Genomic DNA, 19,776 nt, shown 5'->3' on the forward strand with positions numbered 1-19,776 from the left:
GGCCTCGCGCAACGACGCGCATGACCTGGGCGAAAGGCTGCGTGTGGATGGCCGTCGCGCTGGCGGCTGTGCTGCCGGCCCACGCCCAGTCCGACCGGGAACGCGAGCAGATCCGCCGCCTGCGAGAGCAACTACGCCAGCAACAGCAGGTGCAGTCGGAACTGCAGGCCAGTCAACAGGCCGCCCAGGCCGCAGTGGCACGCCAGAAAGGCGAGTTCGACAGCGCACTGGCGGCGGCACGGGCGGGCCAGGGTGCGGCGGCACGCAAGCTTCAGGCCTTGCAGGAGGAAACCAGCGGCTTGCGCGCCGACCGGACCCGTCTGGAGGCCGAGTTGCAGCAGGCGCGTGAAGAAGTGGCGCGCCTGAACGATGCCAGCCGCCAGGCCCGTTCTGCCGCCCAACAGGCCGAGCAACGCGCCCAACAACAGCTCACCGCCCAAGGGCAGAGCCTGGCTTCCTGCCGCGCAGACAACGCCACCCTGACGGCACTGGGCCAGGAACTGCTGGCCCGCTACGAGAACAAGGGCTTGCTCGACGTCTTCCAGGAAAACGAGCCCTTTGTCCAGGCAGGCCGCGTGACGCTGGAAAACGCCCAGGCCACCTACGCCGAGCGCCTGGCCAAGGCCCGCCAGCGCGCCGCACCCGACGCCCGCTAACCAGCCGCGCCGCCGTCACAGCACGTGAAAGCCGGCGTCCACGAACAGCGTGTTGCCAGTGATGGACTTGGCCGCATCGCTGACCAGGAAGGTGCACAGGGCCCCGACATCGTCCAGGTCCACCAGCCGCCGCAACGGTGCCCGCGCAATGGCATCGGCCATCAGCGCGTCGAAATCAGGAATGCCGGAGGCTGCACGCGTGGCCAGCGGCCCAGGTGACACCGCGTTGACGCGGATGCCTTTCGGGCCCAGTTCGCACGCCATGTAGCGCGTGCTGGCCTCCAGCGCGGCCTTCACCGGCCCCATCACGCCATAGCCGGGGATCACCTCTTCCGCGCCGACGTAGCTCATGGTGAGCAGGCTGCCTCCGTGTGCCATCAACGGCTCGGCCAGGTGCGCCATGCGGGCAAACGAATGACACGAGATGTCCATCGCACGAGCAAAGCCTTCTCTGGATGCGTCGGTGACGCGGCCATGCAGGTCGGAGCGCGGCGCAAAGGCAATGGAGTGCAGCACGAAATCCAGGCGGCCCCACTGCGTCGTGATCGCCTGGAACACGGCTTCCATCTGCCCGGGGACCTCCACGTCGAGCGGCATCAGAATCTGTGCGTCCACCGAACGGGCCAGCGGTTCGACGTACGGCCTGGCCTTGTCGTTGAACCAGGTCAGGGCCAGATCGGCGCCCGCTTCGCGAAAGGACCGTGCGGCACCCCACGCGATGCTGTGCTCGTTGGCCACGCCCACGACGAGGCCCTTCTTGCCTTGCAAAGAAAACATCTCACGCCCTTGCGATGCTGCGGTGCCGCAAATCCTCTCAGGTGTCGCGTCGCTCTGCAATGGGCATGTGAGGGGGTGTGGCGTCGCGGTCGGGCTCGACCGTCGCGGGCATCGGGTCGTGCAGCACTTCCTGCACATAAAGCTTCTGCACCAGGATCATCGTCACCACCATCAACGGCGTGGCGAAGACCACGCCAGCCACGCCGAACAGCAGCCCGAACACGACCACAGACAGCAGGCCCAGCACCGGAGGCAGCTCGACCGCGCGTCGCTGCACCACAGGCATCAACACATTGCCCTCGAACTGCTGGATCGCGATGGCGAGCAGGCCCACGTACAGCGCTTTCTCGGGGCCTTCGGTAAAGGCAAACAGCACCGCCAGCAGGCCGGATGCAATGGGGCCGAAGTAGGGAACGAAGTCCATGAGCCCGGCGATCACGCCAATGGACAGGGCCATGGGCATGCCGAGCACGGCCAGACCGATGGCAGTGGCGCAGCCCACGAAGAGCATCGAGATGCCCTGCCCCAGAAGCCAGCGTTGCAGGCCCTCCGAGCTCGCCTCGAACGCGGCGGCCATGCGGGGGCGCAGCGTCTGTGGCACCAGTCTCAGCACGCCACGTCGGTACAGCTCCGGGTCCAGCGCCAGGTAGATGGCCAGGACCACCATCAGCGCTGCACTGCCCAGTGCGCCGAACGTCAGGCCGGCTGCGTTCACCACCGGCGCCCACGACACCGCATCGCCCTTCATGCCATTGCGCCACCATTGCAGCACGCTCTGCCCGAAGGTTTGTTGCCGCAACCAGGTGGTGGCCGCCTCGATGGCCGCGGGCAGGCGCTCGCGCAACCGCTCCATCTGCTCTGCAAACCGATCGCCCACCAGCCAGCCGCCAAACGCGAGCGCCATCGTGACCAGCAGCAAGGTGACGATCACGGCGGTTCTTGGCGGCAGGCCAAACAAGCGCTCGAGCCGCGTCGATCCCGCAAGCAGCGCGGTGGCCAGCACGGTGGCACCGAAGGCGAGCACCAGCACATCGCTGAGCCGCCAGGCGAGCAGGATGACGCCGAGCGCCCCGATGACAAAGCCCACTTGCCGGGCGAACGTGCCCGTCACCATGGACGGAAAAGGAAGGAGGAAAGGCGTGTCATGCCCGGCCTAGAGCAGCCAGGATGCCCGCCCCCCGGAGACAGGGGGTGGCTGGACAGGCTCGGCGCTTGCTGCGCCGGCCGATACGGCAAATTGCCGCAATTGAACAAACTGCGGCAGTCGTTGCCGGCAATTTAGGAGGCGCAATGCAATGCGCCCGGGCCCGGTGCAGATGACCGGGCCGAAACTCAGACCTTCAGGTCGTCCAGCGATTTGCCGGCGGCCAGCGCGGCCTGCACCCACTTCGGCTTCAGACCGCGACCGCTCCAGGTGGCGCCGCTGTTCGGATCCTGGTATTTCGGGGCCACTTTCGAGCCCGCGCCAGCGCCGGTCTTGCCAGTTTTCACGGAAGCCAGGTCCGCCACGGTCAGGCCGTTGTCAGCCAGCATTTGGCGAATCTTGACGATGACGGCAGAGCGCTCGGCCTTTTTCGCTTCCTCGATCTGTTTCTCGAGTTCCTGTGCCTGACGCAGCAGATCGGCCTTCTTGGCGGACAGTTCTTGGTAATTCATACTCGTCTCCGGTGATGCAAAAGATATTCGCACGGATGATACACGGAACGCTGGTTTTGCGATGCGTTGCTCGCCTGCGCCCTGTGTCGACAACCGGCAGCCATAAAGAAATGTTCACGCTGCGCAATATTCGTTAGATTTCGCATCTCGAATTGGCTGTGCGGGTGTCATCTTCATGTGTGGCCTGTGTCCTTTCTTCTATGGACTGCACCACCATGTTCAGCGCAGCTACTGAATCCTCGAGATAGCGCTGCACCGACTCCAGCCGATGCAGTCCGAGCTGCGCCTGCAGCAGATGGGGCGACACGCCCTCGGAGAGCGCCATCTGAATGTGGGCCTTCCGCAGGGATTGGATGCCTCCGGTGAAAAGCCAGTGCACTGGATCGGGCGATGCCGCGCCGAGGCGCTCCAGTATCCGGTAGGCCGTCGAGGCAGTAAGCGAACCGCCCTTCGCCGTGGACGGGAAAAGGACGTTGTCAGCGCCTTGCAGCGCGGCTGGCATGGTCGCCAGCCACCACTTCAGAAGAACCTGCGCACGCCACAGGCCGAGTTGCCGCGGCCCACCGTCGTTTCGTGGCGACGCGATCGTGCGGTGTTTTGCCGTGCGGGCGGTTTCGTCCCGGTGCACCACGAGTTGTGCGCGTACGCGGTCGATCTGGACCGAACCTTGCCTGAGCAGGCGGATTTCCTGAAATCGCACGCCAATATCGAGCCCCATGGAGAGCATCACCAGGTCGCGCGCAAGTTTCCACGAGGCCGCCGGCGTTTGCGGCACTTCGATGGCCGGACCAGTGACAGGCAGCCGGGAAAGCACCTGCAAGAGATCTAAGGGCAGTTGCGCCATCAGCGGCGCAATCAATCGGTCGACCTCACCGCGCGATATCCAGGCCGTCGCACCTCCCATCCATTCATGATCAACATCGTTGCGAACGGCCGCTGCGGCAGGTCTTTCCGCTTGTCCTTCGATCACCACGAGCGCCCCGCCACCGTGCGCCCAGTGCAAGCGGGTCAGCAAGCGCGCATATCTCCGATGGGTGGCCGCTGACCACGGCCGGGGCCCTGTACAGCGCTCGGCCAGAAACCCGTTGATGGCCGTCTGGGGTTCGGCGAACACGTCGATACCAGCTGCGTGCGCCCACTGTGCATAGGCTGACACCATCGTGCGGTAGACCGCCACAGCCTCGGCGGACAAGGTGTCGGGGCCTCGGGTGCGGGCGCGGCTGGTGGCCGCATAGGCCTGGGTGTGCAGCGCCGCCAGGAGCGTTTCGACGGTGTACTGGACGGGCTGCACTATCGGGACCGCGCCGGAGGCGTCGAAGACGGGGATGGGCATCGACGGATTTCAACTAACCGCAAAGAGATTACCGAACTCTAACGCCCACCGAGCTCATGGGAACAGTTCCGACTAACTGTCCTCCTTTTGCGGTTAGTTGAATTCAGTCACCGACCCCGGTACACGGACGGACTTTGCCCAGCCCACCTCTGGAAGGCATGGATGAACGCAGCAGACTCCGCATAACCCAGCTGGTGCGCGATGTCCTCCACCGACAGGCTGCTGTGCTTCAACAGATGACGGGCCTTTGCGTAGCGCGCCTCAGCAAGCAGGTCGCGAAAGCTGCGCCCTTCTTCACTGAGCGCGCGGCGCAGGCTGCGCTCGCTGAGGTCGAACGTGCGGGCCACGGCTTCCACCGTCGGGAACGCCCCGCTGAACAGCCCTAGATGGGCCAACACCTTCTCCGACAGCGTGTCGTCGGTGCGCTCCTGCGCCTGCAGTTGCTGGTCGCACATCGCTCGGTACATCGCATGGCCTGACGCATCGGCCGTCGGAAAGCGCACCTGCAGGTGCTCGTTGCGCAGCCAGAACCGCGCCTCGTGCTCGCCAAAGCGCACGGGGCAACCGAAGTAGGTCTCGTACGCCGCGGCCTCCGCAGGCCGTGGATAGGGCATGTCGATGCGCTCGGCGTGAATGTCCATGCCCAGCGTGGCCTGCATGTCGCGCACCATTTTGTAGGTGCCTGACACCTCGCCGTCCACCCGGAAGCGGAAGGCCTGGGGTGGCATGGGCATGGGTTGCAGCACCAGGGCGCTCAGGCGCTCGCCGGGCTCCATGCGCAGTGTGCCGAACAGATAGGTCAGCTTCTGATAGCGGATGCCCATCTGGAACGCCTCGTACGCATTGGCGCAGGTCATCAGCAGCATCACCAGGGGGCCGTAACCGGCCAGCCCATAGAAGCCACCCAGCCGCAGGCCCACCAGCGGATCGTGCAACCCCTCAGCCAGGTCGGCGTAGATGCGTAATTCGCGCGAGCGCTCGATGCGCGTGCTCGGATCGAGCTGCTCCAGTGTCAGGCCGTGCCGCTGCAGCACCGGCTCGGGGTCTTCTCCGAGCTGCTTGAGGCCCTGAACCATGTAAATCAGGCCCAGGATCGATCGGGTGCTCATGTTGATTCAGATCAATTTGGCGGGCGGGGTTAACCCGGGAAACGGCCTGTTCTGGCCGAAACGATCAATTTGTCGGTCGAATCTAGCATGGCCCCTCGGGATGCGGGCGGCCACCATCGCGCCATGTTCGGAGACACGCCCCTGAATTGCACGGCGCGCACAGGTGGCCTTCACAACCCAGATCCCGAGGGACAAGACATGAACACCGCACACGCTGCTCGCCCCGTCGTTCATCAGGTCGAAGTGGCCATTGCCGGCGCCGGCTTCGGCGGCCTGGCCATGGCCATTCAGCTGCAGAAGCACGGCATCCACGACTTCCTGATCCTCGAGAAGGCGGGCGAAGTCGGTGGGGCCTGGCGCGACAACCATTACCCCGGCGCAGCATGCGACGTGCAGTCGCACATGTACTCGTACTCGTTCGAGAAGAAATCGGACTGGACCAAGCGCTATGCCCCCTGGCACGAGATCCAGCAGTACATCCTCGACACCGTCAAGAAGCACAACCTGCGTCCCAAGATCCACTTCAACCAGGAGGTGGTGAGCGCCGTGTTCAACGAAGGCACGGGCCGTTGGGTGATCAAGACCGCCGGCGGCGAAACCATCATGGCGCGCCACTGGGTGCTCGCCTCGGGCCCGCTGCATGTGCCGGCCTTCCCCGACATCAAGGGCCTGGACACCTTCCAGGGCAAGGTGATGCACTCGGCGCAGTGGGACCACGGCTACGACCTCAAGGGCAAGCGCGTGGCCTCGCTCGGCACCGGCGGCTCGGCCATCCAGTACGTGCCCGAGATTGCGCCCAAGGTGGGCAAGCTGCACGTCTTCCAGCGCACGCCGGCGTGGGTCATCCCGCGTGACGAACGCAGCTACTCGGGCCTGCGCAAGGCGATGTTCAAGGCCCTGCCCTTCACGCAGACGCTGCACCGCTGGCGTTGCTACTGGACGAACGAATCGCGCCTGTGGCCCATCCTGAATCCGTGGATGGCGCGCATCGGCGAAGGCCTGCTCAAGAAGTTCATCGCCTACCAGGTGAAGGACCCGGCGCTGGTCAAGAAGCTCACGCCCGACTACACGCTGGGCTGCAAGCGCATCCTGATTTCGAACAAGTGGTATCCGGCCTTCAACCGGCCCAACGTCGAGTTGGTGACCGACGCGATCTCGCACTTCACCGAAACCGGCATCGTCACGAAGGACGGCCGGGAGCGCAAGCTCGACTGCGTGATCCTGGGCACCGGCTTCGTGGTCGACCCGCGCATCTACATGAAGAGCTTCGAACTGCGCGGCCTGAACGGCCACACCGTGCAGGAGGACTGGAAGGTCAGCCCCACCAGCTACTACGGCATCACCACGGCCAACTACCCGAACATGTACCAGTTGGTCGGGCCGCACACGGGCCTGGGGCACAACTCCATCATCTTCATGATCGAGGCGCAGGTGAACTACATCATCGAGTGCATCAAGCTGGTCAAGCGCAAGAACGCCGATTGGATCGACGTGAAGCCCCAGGCGATGCAGCGCTTCCTGGGCGAGATGACACAGAGCCTCAAGGGCACGGTGTGGAGCTCGGGCTGCAAGAGCTGGTACCAGACGGCCGACGGCATCAACTTCGCGATCTGGCCGAAGTCGACGTGGCGCTACTGGCTGGAAACCCGCTCGGTGAAGGAGGCGGATTACGTCTTCGGCAAATGCAAGGCGCACGCGGTGACCGGCGCCATGGGCACACCGGCGGGCCTGGCCGGCCAGGCGATGGCGCGCATGGGCCAGCCGCGCTGAACGCAGCTCTGTCAGCCCGTCGCGTCGCCCTGCAGGGCCGCCAGGCGGGCACACAGGTCGGCGGGCACATCGGCCTCGGTACGTGCCACCCCGCGGTAGATGCGGCCGGCGTGGCCATCGAGGGTGAGGGTCTCGCCCTCCTGAAAGGTCTGCCCGCCCAGTTCCACACGGCGGGCCGCCAGGTCGATGCGCAGGGCGTCGCAGCCCACCAGGCAGACCTTGCCCAACTGCCGAGCCACCACGGCGGCATGCGACGTCCGTGCGCCGCGCTGGGTCAGCAGGCCCTCGGCGCGCTCCAGCGCGGCGATGTCGCTGGTTTCGGCGTCGACCCGCAGCAGCACGGTCGACACGCCTTGCGCCTGACGCGCCTGCACGCGGGCTTCATCCAGTGCGATCTCTCCGCTGGCCACGCCATCACAGGCCGGCACGGCTTCGGCCAACGGGGCCAGGGGCGCGCCATCCTCTCCCACGACGCGCCGGGAAGTCAGGTGAGCCGGCTTCAGGTGGCGCACGCGCGCCTGCGCTTCAGCCCGGGAAAGGAGGCCTTCATCCAGCAGGTCCAGCGCGATGCGGGCCGTCGCGCGCGGGGTGCGTTTGCCGCTGCGCGTCTGCAGCATCCACAGCGTCCCGTCCTGCACGGTGAACTCGAAGTCCTGCATGTCGCCCAGTTCACGCTCGAGGTGCCGGGCCGCGTCCTGCAAGGCGTGCCAGGTCAGCGGCAGCACGCTGGCGAGCAAGGTGTGTCCGTGCGCGCTGTGGCGGCCCGAGACCACGTCTTCGCCCTGCGCATTGAACAGGAAGTCGACCCAGAGGCCGGGCTCGCCGGTGGCGGGGTTGCGCGTGAAGCCCACGCCCGCGCCCGAGCGCCCGCCCGCATTGCCGAACACCATGGTCTGCACGGTCACGGCGGTGCCGATGTCATCGGCGATGCCGTGCGAGGCACGGTAAGCCTGCGCGCGCTCGGACTGCCAGGACGCGAGCACGGCCGTGATGGCCCCAGACAGCTGCACACGCGGGTCCTGCGGGAACGCGTGTCCGGCCTGTTGCTGGTACACCATCAGGTGTCGGTGCGTGAGGTCCCTCAGTTCGGCGAAATCCAGTTCTCGCTCATTGCGTCCGCCCGCCAGCGCCTGCGTGGCGTCTTCGAAGTGGCGGGCGTCGATGCCAGCCACCACCTCGCCATACGTCGCGACCAGGCGGCGGTAAGCATCCCAGACGAGGCGCGGGTGCCCGGTCTGCCGCAGCAGCCCCGGCACGGTGGCATCGCACAGGCCGATGTTGAGCAGCGTTTCCATCATGCCGGGCATCGACACCGGCGCACCCGATCGCACCGACAGCAACAGCGGACGGCCCCCATGGCCCAGCCTCAGCCCGGTGCGCGACTCCAGCGCGGCCAGCCCGGCCTGCCAGGTGGCCGGCTGCGCTGCGGCCGCACGGGATGCCGCATCGTGGCACCAGCCCGTTCCCAGCACAAAGGCCGGCGGCACCGGCAGACCCATGTCGGCCATTTTCAACAGGTTCCAGGCCTTGAACCCCATGGTATCGGGAGCGGGCTGAAACACCGGCAGCCTCGCCGTCGCCGTCCTGGGCAGGCACCCGATGAAGTAGGTGTCGTGCAGATCGGCCGCCATCTCAGGCTCCCTTGGCAGACTGATCGAGCACGAGCGCGCGCAGGGCATAGCCGGCGGCCAGGAGGCGGTCGGATGCAAGCTCGAGGCTCAGGGCCAGGTCGTTGGCCAGCATCAGTGCGGGCGCATCGTGCACGCTGCGCAGGATCTCGCGTCGCGCATGGCGCAGCAGCTCGTCGCACTGCTTCTCGGCGCGCACCACATTCCAGGTGGCGGCAAGAAACGCGTCGGTGTCGTTGGTCTCGCTGGCGTGATCCAGTGTGCGCGCAATGGCGAGCGCCTTGACGTGTTCCTGCACCGCCTGCAACACCGTCTGCGCCAGCCGGGACAAGGCCTGCCGCACCTCGGCGTTCCAGCCCTGCTGATGGTGGTCGGCCACCAGTCCCATCAGGAAGGAGGCCTCTTCCAGCGCATCCGCCACGTCGTCAGACAGGCTCAACAGTTGAACCACCGGCGCCAGGCGCGGCCGGCGCTCGGCCTCCTGCCGCGCCTGCATCACCAGATGGTCGGCGCGACGCTCCCAGGCCTTGGCCCGCGCGGCCAGGTCGGCAGCGGCATCACGCAGGCCGTCATGGCCCAGCAGCAGCACATCGCTCACACCCTGAGCCAGGGCGTGGCACCAGGCGGCGTGTTCTTCCAGCAGGTCGAAGCCGGCGCCGCGCTGGTGCACCATGCGCGACAGCAGCATGCGGGCCTCATCGGCCAGCAGGGCCGCCGGCTCACCGCGTCGCAAGGCTTCGCTGGACCGGACCAGCACGTCCACCAGGAAATGGCGGGCCCCCTCAGCGCCCAGCACCTCGTCCAGGCGGTCGCCGATGCGGAAGGCGCCCTGATCCACGTCCTGCATGGCCTGCCAGATCAGGTGCTCGCCACCCGCCTTCAGCCAGCCCATGTGGCCCGCTTCCGCCTCGGCCGCCGCGGTCAGCACCGCCACGGCGCCCACCTTGTCCACGAAGTGCAGCAGGCGCTTGCGCGCGCGGTTCCAGTCGATCAGGTAGACGATGCGGGCGCCGATGCCCTCCAGCGTGGCCTCCAGGGCCGCATCGGTCTCGGGCTCGAAACGCACGGTGCCGACCGTGTAGGCCTTGCCCTCGTTCAGCTCGGCAGTCTGCCGCGATTCGACGCCCGACCAGATGCCGCCCAGTGGCCCGAGCATGGCCTGGAAGAACGCGAACCGGCTGCGGTGAAGATCGGAGTAGGTCAGACTGATGTGACGGTCCTCGACCTGGATGACGAGCACATGGGCATCGTTGGTGCCGATGTCGTTCTGCAGCAGCAGCCGGGCGCCATCGCGCGTCGCTGCCGTGTCCAGGCCGGGGTGATCGAACTTCAAGGGCGCGGTACGGTTGAGGCCGCGCATGAAGGCGCGAATGCAGGCACGGTCGGCCTCGTCGATCTGCCAGACATGCGCACCGTCGATCACCTCGCTGGCCAGCTCCGCAGACAGGCGGTTGATGGCCTTGTGCAGGTCCATGACGAGCAGGTGCAGGCTGTCGTCACCATGCCGCTGACCATGGGTCAGGCTGCGCAGTTGCGCCCGGTCGAGCTGCTCGCCTTTCAGACCCGCAAGCCAGTCCTGCCAATGGCCGACACGGGCGTGGGGCTCGACGTCATCGGTGCAGGCCTCGAGCACGGGGCGCGCCATCACGGCGAGGTCTTCGCTCAGCGCGGAAACGAGCGCAGGCAACTCGGGCAGCAGCAGGGTGCCATCGACCTCGCTGGCGGCCGCCGGCATGTCGTGCAGCCAGCCGGCCGCCTCGAGCCCGGCCGCACGCAGTTCGTTCGACAGGTCAGGCGGCTCCCGGTCCGGGTGAGCCGCGCGCAGGGCAGAGGCCTGCAGCACGGTGAGGTAGACCTTCAGCCGGTCGTTGGCGGCCAGCGCGGCCTTCACCCAGACCGGCATCAGCAGCCCCCGATGTCCCAGCGATGCCACTGCCTGCTTTTTCAACATGCCGCCCTCCTGACGTGGTTGCACGTCGGGAGTCTGGACACGAAGTGTGACGCGGCCGTGGCACCCCCCAGTCAGGGTGCAAGCGTCTTGCCCACATCAATTGAATATAATATTTATACTATTTCATCAAGCAGTCACAAGAGAGGATTTCATGGCCACGCTCACCCCCAACACCCCGTCCGGATCGCCCGATCAGAAGCCCACCGAGGCGGCCGTGCTGCCCGTAGCACCCGCCGTCGCACCGACCCCGGCGAAGAAGGCTTCGTCCGCCAAGGCACCGGCCCGCACGCCGGCGAAGGTGGCGAAGAAGTCGACGGGCACGCCGGTGAGCGCCCGGAAAACGGCGCCGAAGGCTTCGGCCGCGCCCGTTCCTGCGCCGAGTGCCACGAAGGCCGAGAAGCCGTCCAAGCCCGGCAAGAGCGTCAAGGCCGACAAGCCGGCCAAGCCGCCCAAGGCCGCCAAGATCAAGATGGTCCGGGATTCGTTCACCATGCCCAGCGACGAATGGGCGCTGATCGATCAGGTGAAGTTGCGCGCGCTCGAATGGCGCATGCCGGTCAAGAAGAGCGAGGTGCTGCGCGCCGCCCTGCACGCGCTGATGGGCCTGAGTGACGCCCGCCTGAAGGAGACGCTGGCCGGACTCGCGCCCATCAAGAAGGGCCGCCCCAGCAAGGCCTGAAAGAGCCGGGGGGCCGCGATGGCCCCCCTCGTTGGATCACACGGTCGTCGCGCGGGATGACTCCACGCGGAACACCGACACCAGCTCCGCCAGCCGCGCTGCCTGGTCTTTCATGCTGGCCGCCGCCGCGGCCGACTCCTCGACCAGCGCCGCGTTCTGCTGCGTCATGCTGTCAAGTTCGCCCACGGTGCGGTTGACCTGCGAGATGCCGGCCGACTGCTCCTTGGTCGCCTCGGTGATCTCGTTGATGATGTGGTTGACCTGCTCCACCGCGGTCACGATGTCGCCCATCGAAGTGCCGGCCTCTTCCACCAGGCGTGCGCCGGCCTCGACCGACTCGACCGAAGCCCCGATCAGCGACTTGATTTCCTTCGCGGCCTCGGCCGAGCGTTGCGCCAGCAGACGCACTTCACCGGCCACCACGGCAAAGCCGCGACCCTGCTCACCCGCTCGCGCGGCTTCCACGGCGGCATTCAGCGCCAGGATGTTGGTCTGGAACGCGATGCCGTCGATCACCGAGATGATGTCGACGATCTTCTGCGAGCGCTGGTTGATCTCGCCCATGGTCGTGACCACCTGCGACACCACGGTGCCCCCGCGCTGGGCGGCACCCGCCGCCTGACGGGCCAGATCGGCCGCGGTGCTGGCCGACTCGGCGGTCTGCAGCACGCCGGTCGCCACCTGCTCCATGGACGAGGCGGCGCCCTGCAGGCTGGAAGCTGTCTGCTCGGTGCGGTTCGACAGGTCCATGCCACCGGAGGCGACCTCGCTGCTGGCCACGCGGATGGAGTCGGTGGAGTAACGCACCTCCTGCACGATGCCCCCCAGCGACTGGCGCATGGCCTGCAGAGAACGCAGCACCTCGGACACTTCGTCCTGCCCTTCGATGCGCGACGAGCGGGTCAGGTCCCCGTCGGCAATTGCCTTGGTCACCTTCACCACATGGGCCAACGGGCCCGTGACGGACACGGTGATGGCGCGCGCCACCAGCACGCCGATGAGCAGACAGGCGCCGCCCAACGCGAGGATAAAGCCCTGCGCCGCGCTCACTTCGTCGTCCACCGTCTTCTGTATGGCCTGCGCGTGGGCCTGCGTCTTCGTGCCCACCTCGGCAATGGCGCTCAGGTAGCGTTCGGCGAGCGGCATCATCTCGCGGTCAATGAAGGCCGCCGCGTCGGGTTCACCGGCCTTCAGCCGCTTGAACGCCTCGTCCCGGGACGCCACGTAGGCCTTGCGGTGTTCCGCAATCGCCTTGAACGTGGCCCGCTCCTCGTCGGTGTCCGCCCCCTCTTCCAGGGTCTTCTGGAGCTTGGAGATCTCGGCCGATGTCTGCTTGATCTGGCCGCCGAACTGCGCCTGCACCGCTTCGTCGTTCCCCGACTTGGCGATGGCCAGTGTGCGGGTCACGTTCAAGGTGGTGAGGCTGTGCCAGTGCTCGGCCATCTCCGCCACGCTGCTGACCTCGGCGACATGCTCCACGCCTTCACGGGTGGATTGCAGCTTGAACCAGCCGAGGGCACAGATCCACACAACGAGCGTCAGCACCACGGCAAAGCCGAGCCCCAGCCGTCGGCCCATCTTCAAGTTGTTCAGCGCCTTCATGACCCTCGTCTCCTGGTAATTTCCCAGGTATTTCGGACGGGCGCGGCCGTTCTTGAGGGGCCGGGCGCCGCCGTACCGAGAAGTAAGCACGGCGGCGAAGGCTGCGTGGCCTCGCTCAGTTCAAGGCACTGGTCGGCACCACGGGCAGCACCACGCTGGAAGGCCGGGCCGGGTCGCTGTAGATCGTGGTGACGTTGCCCAGCGCACCGGCCTGCTGGGGCGCGGGCCACACGCCCATGGCCTGGTTGCTCGCGCTGATGGCGATGCGCAGCTTGTGGCCCTTGCGCACCAGGGCCGCAGCCGGGAACACCTCCACCGGCACCAGCATCGGCTGGCCCGGGATCACGGCCAGCCGCGAAGCCTCGGTGAACGGATGCCAGGGCTGGATCATGACACCGTTGACATGCCGCGAGCGCATCGGGTCGACCGCCCGGAAGGCGGCCGACTGCAGGCCCGTGCTGATGGGCGTGGCCTTGCCGAACACATCCACGTCGTCCACCCGCACGGCCAGGGCGGCGTCGGGCCGGGTGGTCGACATCCAGACATCAGCCTGGATGGGGCCGTTGAGATAGAGATCGCTCTGCAGCGGCTCGGTCTCGTAGATCACCGCGCCCTGAGTGCGCTCGACCACCGCACTGTTCGTGTAGCAGGCCTTGGGCAGCAGGCCCGGCAAGCCCAGCGACCATTGCACGAAGCTGCTCGAGCAGTCGCTGCCATCGTTGATCTGGACCTTGGCCTTCACCGTCGTGCCGTCCTCGCTCTTCTCGTAGGTGATGACGGGGGCAGCCGGCTCTCTCACCGTGCGGGCGGCCTCCATCGTGGTGGGCTTCAGTGCGCTCAGCTTCGCGTTGCCGCGCAGGTACATGCGCTGCGGACTCATCTGCGGATGCGGCCAGTCGGTGGCCCGTGCGTACCGGGTGCTGCCCAGTACACCGTAGCCTTCCACGAACTGCGTGACGTTGGGCATTGTGGCGGCGCCTGTGTCCATGCCGCGCAGGTACTGATCGAACCACTGCAGCATCAGCGAGGCCGAGCCCGGCGCGCCACGGGCGGTGAGGTTGTCGGCCCCGCCAGAGGCGGCCAGCACGGCCTGGATGTGGGCGCCCTTCAGGATCACCAGCTTGGTCGTGGCGCTCTGCTTGATCTGCTCGTACAGCAGGGGCTCGTCGCGCTGGAAGATGTCGTTCGAGCTGCCCACCAGGAAGGTCGGCACCTTGATGCGGCTGGCGCCTTCGATGGGTGAGCGCACCGACCAGAAGGTGCCGTCGTCCGTTGCATAGCCCGGCTTGCCCGCCAGCGCGTTGCCCACCGTGGGCAGGTACCAGCTGTCGATCGACGCGATGTGCTGCTGGTTGGCCGCCTCGATCTGCGCCGCGTAGGCCGGGTTGCTCTTGATTGCCAGGTCGTTGGCCACGCTCAGCGAATGCGTCAGTGGCAGCCAGATGCTGATGAAATTGGCGTTGAGCAGGCCGCCCGGGCCCACCGTGCCGCGGAAGGCATCGCCCATCGGCACTTGCGCAAACACGGCCTTCACCGCCGGATGCTGCTGCTTGGCGGTCTGCAGGCTGGTGATGCCCAGGAACGAGGTGCCCGCCAGACCCAGGTTGCCGTTGAACCAGGGCTGCTTCGTGATCCAGTCGACGGCGTCGGCATACGCCGCCTGCTCGGCCTCACCCAGCAGGGCCGCCTCGCCGCTCGACATGCCCGATCCCAGCACGTCGACCGCCACCGAGATGTAGCCACGCCGGTTCATGAAGCGGTCCTGCCCGCCCACCAGCAAGGTGTTGCCTGTGCCCGAGACCGAGCCCAGCAGCTGGCCCACGTCGATGCGGTAAGCCGTCTGGGTCAGGATGGCCGGAAAGGCGCCTGGTACCGGCTTGCCTTGCGCATCGGCCGGCACCGACACCAGCACCGCCAACTTGTGGCCGCTGCGGGTGGTGATGAACTGCAACGGCAGCGTGATGGAGCCGGGGTGCTCTTCAGCCCGCGCGTACGCCTTCCACACCGCGCCTGCGTTGCTGGTCACCGGTGTGAGGGCCTGGGCCGTGGTGCCCCGTGTGCCCAGCGTCGTGCTTTGCGCGGTCGCGGTGCCAGCCAGGCACAGCACTGTCGCAGCCAGGCTGAGTGCACGCAAGGTGGCCGGCACCGAGGCGGGGCGGTCAAGGGTTGCAGATGGGTTCATGGCTCCTCCAGGGGGTTTGAAATGGGCGGGTCAAAAATCGCGCAGCAGGATGTGCTCGATGTTGCGTTCGGCCAGGGCGGCGACGGTCAGGGCCGGGTTGGCCACCAGGGCGCCCGGGATGAGGGCGCCGTCCATCACGTACAGGCGTTCGTAGCCAGCCACGCGGCCGAACAGATCGGTGGCCTTGCCCAGTGGGCAGCCGCCCACCGGGTGGTAGGTGGTGCTGTCGGCAAAGGTCTTGCCACTGAACAGGTCGGTGCGGTAGTGGGTGCCGGCCGCCTGGTTCACGCGGTCGAACACGTGCCGGGCGCTGCGCACGGCCGGCGCGTTCTGGCCATTCCAGTTCAGCACGGCGCGGCCCGTGGTCGGGTCATACGCAAACGTCCCGAGCTCGGGGTTCTGCGTCATGACAATGTTCATGTTGGTCCACGATTCCACGCCCAGCGGGAGCGGAATGTTCATCGAGAACACCGGCAGCCCATCCTGATCCCGGGCATGGAATCCGGTGGCCGGTACCAGCGACTGCTTCGTGCCCGTGGGGCTCCAGACCGGGTTGCCCCGCACCACGAAGATGTCGCTGTTGGCGCTCCACTGTGTGCCGATGGCCCGGTTGAGGTTGGGCAGGGTGCCCGTCTCGCGTGCGCGCACCAGCATCTCCGACGTGCCCATGCTGCCGCCGGCGAGGAACAGGTGGTCGCAGCTCAATGCATAGCGGCGCTGCAGGTTGCCCAGCGTGTCGATCTCTTCGACCGTGACGACGTAGCGCCCATCGGGGGCCTGCTCGATGCGCTTGACGGACGACAGGGCGCGGATGCTCACCCGGCCCGTGCCCAGCGCATCGGCCAGGTAGTTCTTCGTGAGGTCGCGCTTGCCATGGTTGTTGCCATAGCCGCCCTCCATGCCGAGCGCCGACTTCGGCACCAGACCGGCTTCCTCCTGCTCCATGTACTGGAAGTCGTAGCCGCAATCGAGGAACTCGGTGCTGTAGCCCGCCCTGGACAGGGCCGCCCGGTTCACTCGCGCGTAGCGGTGGTAGGGGCTCGCTTCGAAGTAAGCCGGTCGAATCCGATTCTGGTTCAGCTGCGTCAGCGCCCGGGGGCAGAGGCGGCGCAGGAAGTCGTCGACATCGAAGCCGGCCGGCATCAAGGTTCGCAGCACCTCGCGTTGCGGCGTGATGAGGATGGCCATGTTGACGAGCGAGCCCCCGCCCACGCCGCGGCCGCAGTAGACGTCCATCGCCCCGTTGGGCGCCCGCAGCACGTCCAGCACACCGGCCCCGTACGGCACCTTGATGTTGATGGGGATATTGAACAGGCTGGTCGTCACCGCGGCCGCGCGGGTCGAGAACCACATGGCCCGCTCGTCGGGTTTGAGGCTGTTGCAGAACACCTTGCCGTCGGCGCCCGGCTTGTTCCACAACTGGCCCATCTCCAGCATCGTGACCGGCACGCCGGCCTGGGCAAGCCGCATCGCCGTGACCGCGCCGCCATAGCCGGTGCCCACCACCAGCGCCCGCACATGGTCCACCCCGGCGGCGGCCTGGGCCGCCCGCGCCGCGACCGCCGCCGCCCCCCCCAGGGCCACCGTGCGCCCCAGGTGGCCGGTGGCACCGACGGTCTGCAGGCCCCATGCCGCAGCGGCATCAAGGAGCTGTTGTCCGAACTGACGACGGGTGCTGGCCATGGGTCGCTTTCTGGTGTGCGGTTCAGTGAGGGGCCATGCTAGGAAGCGCTCTCGCCGTCGGCATTAGCCGCAGCGGCCAACTTGTGGCTGCGCGGGTGCAGACAATCCCGCATGCGACGTCACACCGGGCATCGGCCCGCCCGATCGCCATGTGGCCGGGGTCTGGCCCGACCACCGCCGGAAGGCGCGATGAAAGCTGTGCACCGAGGCGAAGCCCAACGCGTCGGCAATCTGCTTGAGCGGCATCCGGCCTTCCGCGAGCAGGCGCTCGGCCGTCAGCCGCTGGCACTCCTGCACCAGGTCGGCGTACGAGGTGCCGAGCGCGGCCAGCTGTCGCCTCACCGTGCGGTCGTTCGCGCCCAGCCGGGCCGCCAGCACGGGCAGCGGCGGCACATCTGGAAAGGCCAGCAAGAGCGCGGAGCGAACCTGCTCGGCGAGGTCGTTGCCGGCACGCAGCGCGGCCAGTAAGGCCTCGGCCCGCGTGCGCGCCGAGAGGTAGGCGACCGGATCATGGCCAGGCAAGGCCGCATCCAGCAGGCGCGCATCGAAGTGCACCGCGCACGCCTTGCTCGAAAAGGACAGGTGCGGCCCGAACGTGGCGACATAGCGCGACAACTGGTCGGCGGGCGCTGCGTGGGGAAAGTGCACCGCCTGGATGTCGGCAGGCGTGGCGCCGGCAAGCCGCAGCATCTGGACGGCACTGGTGGCCACCAGCTCGGTGCGGAAGCGGCCGCTGGCACCGCCCTGCACCACCGGGTGGATCTGCAGCTGCGCCCGAGCCCCCTCTTCCACCAGTTCGATCTCTGCCCGGGGCACCACCAGCGGCGCGAAATGCCCCACATCGCCCAGCAGGGCGCGCAGCGACGGCGTGGAAAGCACCACCGGCGTGATGGCGCCGTACTTCATCAACGCCAGGCTCTTGCCCGCAATCAGGCCGAAGCTCGGGTCGCCGGTGATCTCGATCGCCGCGGCCATCATGTGGTCGAACTGCGCCAGCGGCACCCACTCGCCGTCCTCGGGCAACTCCTCCATCGCGCACAGGCCGCAGCGGCGCAGCAGTTCGCGTGAGTCATGGCCTTCCACTTCCAGCGTGTAGGCAAGGATTTTCAGGTTGACGGGGGCGACGCGCAGCATGGCAAGGCAGGAGGTTTCACGCGCTGAGCATGGGCCGCATAGCCCCTCACCGCTGTCCGTGAAATCCATGCCGTCACCGCGTTTCGGGGTGTGGAAACCTTTCCCGACGCCGGGTCCGGCCGGCGTATGCTCTCGCGCAAATTCGCACCCCGCGCCCTGCGCTCTTCCCCATGCACGCTGCTCCTGCCTCGCACCGCCCGCCCGCATCCCGCCCGCGGCGGCCCATCCTCGCCCTGGCCTTGGTGATGTGGGCCGGCATCGCGCACAGCGCCGCCGCCGAACCGGGGCCCTCGGCCTTGCCAGAGTTGCTGTGCGCGCTGCGCGTGGCTGGGCACACCCAGCTGGTGCGATCGGCCCTCACGGCCGACCCGTACGCTCCCCGGGCCGCGGACGTGCGCGGACGCTTCCGTTTCAAGGCCGTGCTGCTGGGCGACGGCGTGCAGGCTGCGCATGCGACGGTGACTGTCACGGACACCGAAGCCGAGGAAGGCCCTGCGGTGCTGCAGCAAGTGAGCTGGCCGGCGGCGGCCACCGGCACCGGGGGGCTCCTCACCGAGGTCGATGCGTGGGCCCCCCGGCTCAGCGGCTGGCAGCGCGTGTACTCGCCTTACCTGGGGCGCGAGCTCACCTGGGGCTGCGCCCTGGTGCGTTCAGGCGCCACGCCGCGCGGGGCGGCCGATGTGGACGGCACGGTCCCATCCGTGGTGGCCGCGCCCTCGCCTGCGCCACAGGCCAGCGTGACCGACGCCGGGCCCACCGTGCGGCTGGCCTGGATGGGCGACGTGATGCTGGCCGATGGGCCGGGGCATGTCATCCGCCGCGGGGGTGACCCGTTCGCGGCGGTCGCCAGCCGGCTGGCCTCCGCCGACCTGCGCATCGCCAACCTCGAATGCGTGATCGCCCGCAGCGGCAAGGCCCTGGCCAAGCCGTGGACCTTCCGGGCCCACCCGCGCGTGCTGCCGGTGCTGCAGAAGCACGTCGATGTGGTGTCCCTGGCCAACAACCACTCGGGCGATTACGGGGCTGAGGCCTTCGAGGAGATGCTGGCGCGCCTCGACCGTGCCGGCCTGCCCTATGTGGGCGGCGGCCGCAATCTGCGCGAAGCGCACCGGGTCCGGGTGATCGAGCGTAAGGGCGTTCGCATTGCGCTGATCGCCTACAACGAGATGTTCCCCCGGCGCTTCGAAGCCGGCGACGACCACGCCGGCATCGCCTGGAGCGACGACGAACAGGTGCTGCACGACATCCGCCTGGCGCGCGCCCGGGCCGATGTGGTCATCCCCTTCATGCACTGGGGCCAGGAAGACAATGAGCAGGCGCATGCGCGGCAACGTGCGCTGGCACGCCGCATGATCGAAGCGGGTGCGGCGGCCGTGGTCGGCACGCATCCCCACCTGGTGCAGGACACGGAGGTGATCGACGGCAAGCCCGTGGTCTACAGCCTGGGCAACTTCGTGTTCGATGGCTTCACCAAGCCGCTCAACAACACGGGCGCCCTGCTCTGGATGGAGGTGAACCGCCAGGGCGTGGCGTCATGGCGCATGGAGACCGTGCGCATCGATGCACGCGGCGTGCCGCACCCGGTGTCGAAGTAAGGAAGGGGCCGCCGGGCGGCC

At 67.6% G+C, this 19,776-nt stretch carries 15 protein-coding genes; 4 read left to right on the top strand and 11 right to left on the bottom strand.

The window, feature by feature from the left end:
• Window positions 1–20 precede the first annotated feature (20 nt).
• Window positions 21–656 carry a hypothetical protein gene (locus DEH84_RS17965; protein ID WP_109038586.1) on the top strand — a complete coding sequence of 212 codons (636 nt, stop codon included), beginning with the start codon at window positions 21–23 and terminating at the stop codon, window positions 654–656.
• A gap of 15 nt (window positions 657–671) precedes the next feature.
• Here the strand turns inward: DEH84_RS17965 and fabI are convergent, their stop codons facing one another.
• From fabI to DEH84_RS17990, 5 genes are all read right to left on the bottom strand, one after another.
• A complete protein-coding gene (gene fabI / locus DEH84_RS17970) occupies window positions 672–1,433 on the bottom strand; it encodes an enoyl-ACP reductase FabI (protein ID WP_109038587.1) in 762 nt (253 codons plus the stop codon).
• 37 nt (window positions 1,434–1,470) lie between these two features.
• Complete coding sequence (locus DEH84_RS17975) at window positions 1,471–2,547, bottom strand: AI-2E family transporter (protein ID WP_109038588.1); 1,077 nt, start codon at window positions 2,545–2,547, stop codon at window positions 1,471–1,473.
• A gap of 218 nt (window positions 2,548–2,765) precedes the next feature.
• Window positions 2,766–3,089, bottom strand: coding sequence for an H-NS histone family protein (locus DEH84_RS17980; RefSeq protein WP_179950644.1), 324 nt, complete (start codon window positions 3,087–3,089; stop codon window positions 2,766–2,768).
• A gap of 133 nt (window positions 3,090–3,222) precedes the next feature.
• Window positions 3,223–4,422, bottom strand: coding sequence for a site-specific integrase (locus tag DEH84_RS17985; RefSeq protein WP_109038589.1), 1,200 nt, complete (start codon window positions 4,420–4,422; stop codon window positions 3,223–3,225).
• Window positions 4,423–4,529: 107 nt separating this feature from the next.
• Entirely contained in the window at window positions 4,530–5,531 is a 1,002-nt protein-coding gene (locus DEH84_RS17990; protein ID WP_109038590.1) for an AraC family transcriptional regulator, read from the bottom strand.
• A 198-nt stretch (window positions 5,532–5,729) separates the two neighbouring features.
• Here DEH84_RS17990 and DEH84_RS17995 point away from each other — a divergent pair, with 198 nt between their 5' ends.
• Window positions 5,730–7,301: a flavin-containing monooxygenase gene (locus DEH84_RS17995; protein ID WP_109038591.1), complete on the top strand. Its 1,572-nt coding sequence runs from the start codon at window positions 5,730–5,732 to the stop codon at window positions 7,299–7,301.
• A gap of 11 nt (window positions 7,302–7,312) precedes the next feature.
• On the opposite strand, the gene DEH84_RS18000 is transcribed toward DEH84_RS17995, so the two are convergent.
• Window positions 7,313–8,932, bottom strand: a complete 1,620-nt coding sequence (locus DEH84_RS18000) for a PEP/pyruvate-binding domain-containing protein (protein WP_109038592.1) — start codon at window positions 8,930–8,932, stop codon at window positions 7,313–7,315.
• A 1-nt stretch (window position 8,933) separates the two neighbouring features.
• Window positions 8,934–10,880: a phosphate transport regulator gene (locus DEH84_RS18005; protein WP_109038593.1), complete on the bottom strand. Its 1,947-nt coding sequence runs from the start codon at window positions 10,878–10,880 to the stop codon at window positions 8,934–8,936.
• 151 nt (window positions 10,881–11,031) lie between these two features.
• Here DEH84_RS18005 and DEH84_RS18010 point away from each other — a divergent pair, with 151 nt between their 5' ends.
• Window positions 11,032–11,559: a hypothetical protein gene (locus tag DEH84_RS18010; protein ID WP_109038594.1), complete on the top strand. Its 528-nt coding sequence runs from the start codon at window positions 11,032–11,034 to the stop codon at window positions 11,557–11,559.
• A 36-nt stretch (window positions 11,560–11,595) separates the two neighbouring features.
• On the opposite strand, the gene DEH84_RS18015 is transcribed toward DEH84_RS18010, so the two are convergent.
• The 4 genes from DEH84_RS18015 to DEH84_RS18030 form a co-directional block, all read right to left on the bottom strand.
• On the bottom strand, window positions 11,596–13,161 hold the full coding sequence (locus DEH84_RS18015; RefSeq protein ID WP_109038595.1) for a methyl-accepting chemotaxis protein: 1,566 nt from the start codon (window positions 13,159–13,161) through the stop codon (window positions 11,596–11,598).
• A 115-nt stretch (window positions 13,162–13,276) separates the two neighbouring features.
• Window positions 13,277–15,343, bottom strand: a complete 2,067-nt coding sequence (locus DEH84_RS18020) for a CocE/NonD family hydrolase (RefSeq protein ID WP_109038596.1) — start codon at window positions 15,341–15,343, stop codon at window positions 13,277–13,279.
• Between the two features lie 30 nt (window positions 15,344–15,373).
• Entirely contained in the window at window positions 15,374–17,026 is a 1,653-nt protein-coding gene (locus DEH84_RS18025; RefSeq protein WP_109038597.1) for a GMC oxidoreductase, read from the bottom strand.
• Between the two features lie 63 nt (window positions 17,027–17,089).
• Window positions 17,090–18,160 (bottom strand): AraC family transcriptional regulator, encoded by a 1,071-nt coding sequence (locus DEH84_RS18030; protein ID WP_159099061.1) that lies wholly within the window; start codon window positions 18,158–18,160, stop codon window positions 17,090–17,092.
• 170 nt (window positions 18,161–18,330) lie between these two features.
• Between DEH84_RS18030 and DEH84_RS19575 the strand changes: the two genes are divergently transcribed.
• Complete coding sequence (locus DEH84_RS19575) at window positions 18,331–19,755, top strand: CapA family protein (RefSeq protein WP_245932826.1); 1,425 nt, start codon at window positions 18,331–18,333, stop codon at window positions 19,753–19,755.
• Window positions 19,756–19,776: the final 21 nt, after the last annotated feature.

The organism is Aquabacterium olei, from assembly GCF_003100395.1.
GTDB classification, from domain to species: domain Bacteria; phylum Pseudomonadota; class Gammaproteobacteria; order Burkholderiales; family Burkholderiaceae_C; genus Aquabacterium; species Aquabacterium olei.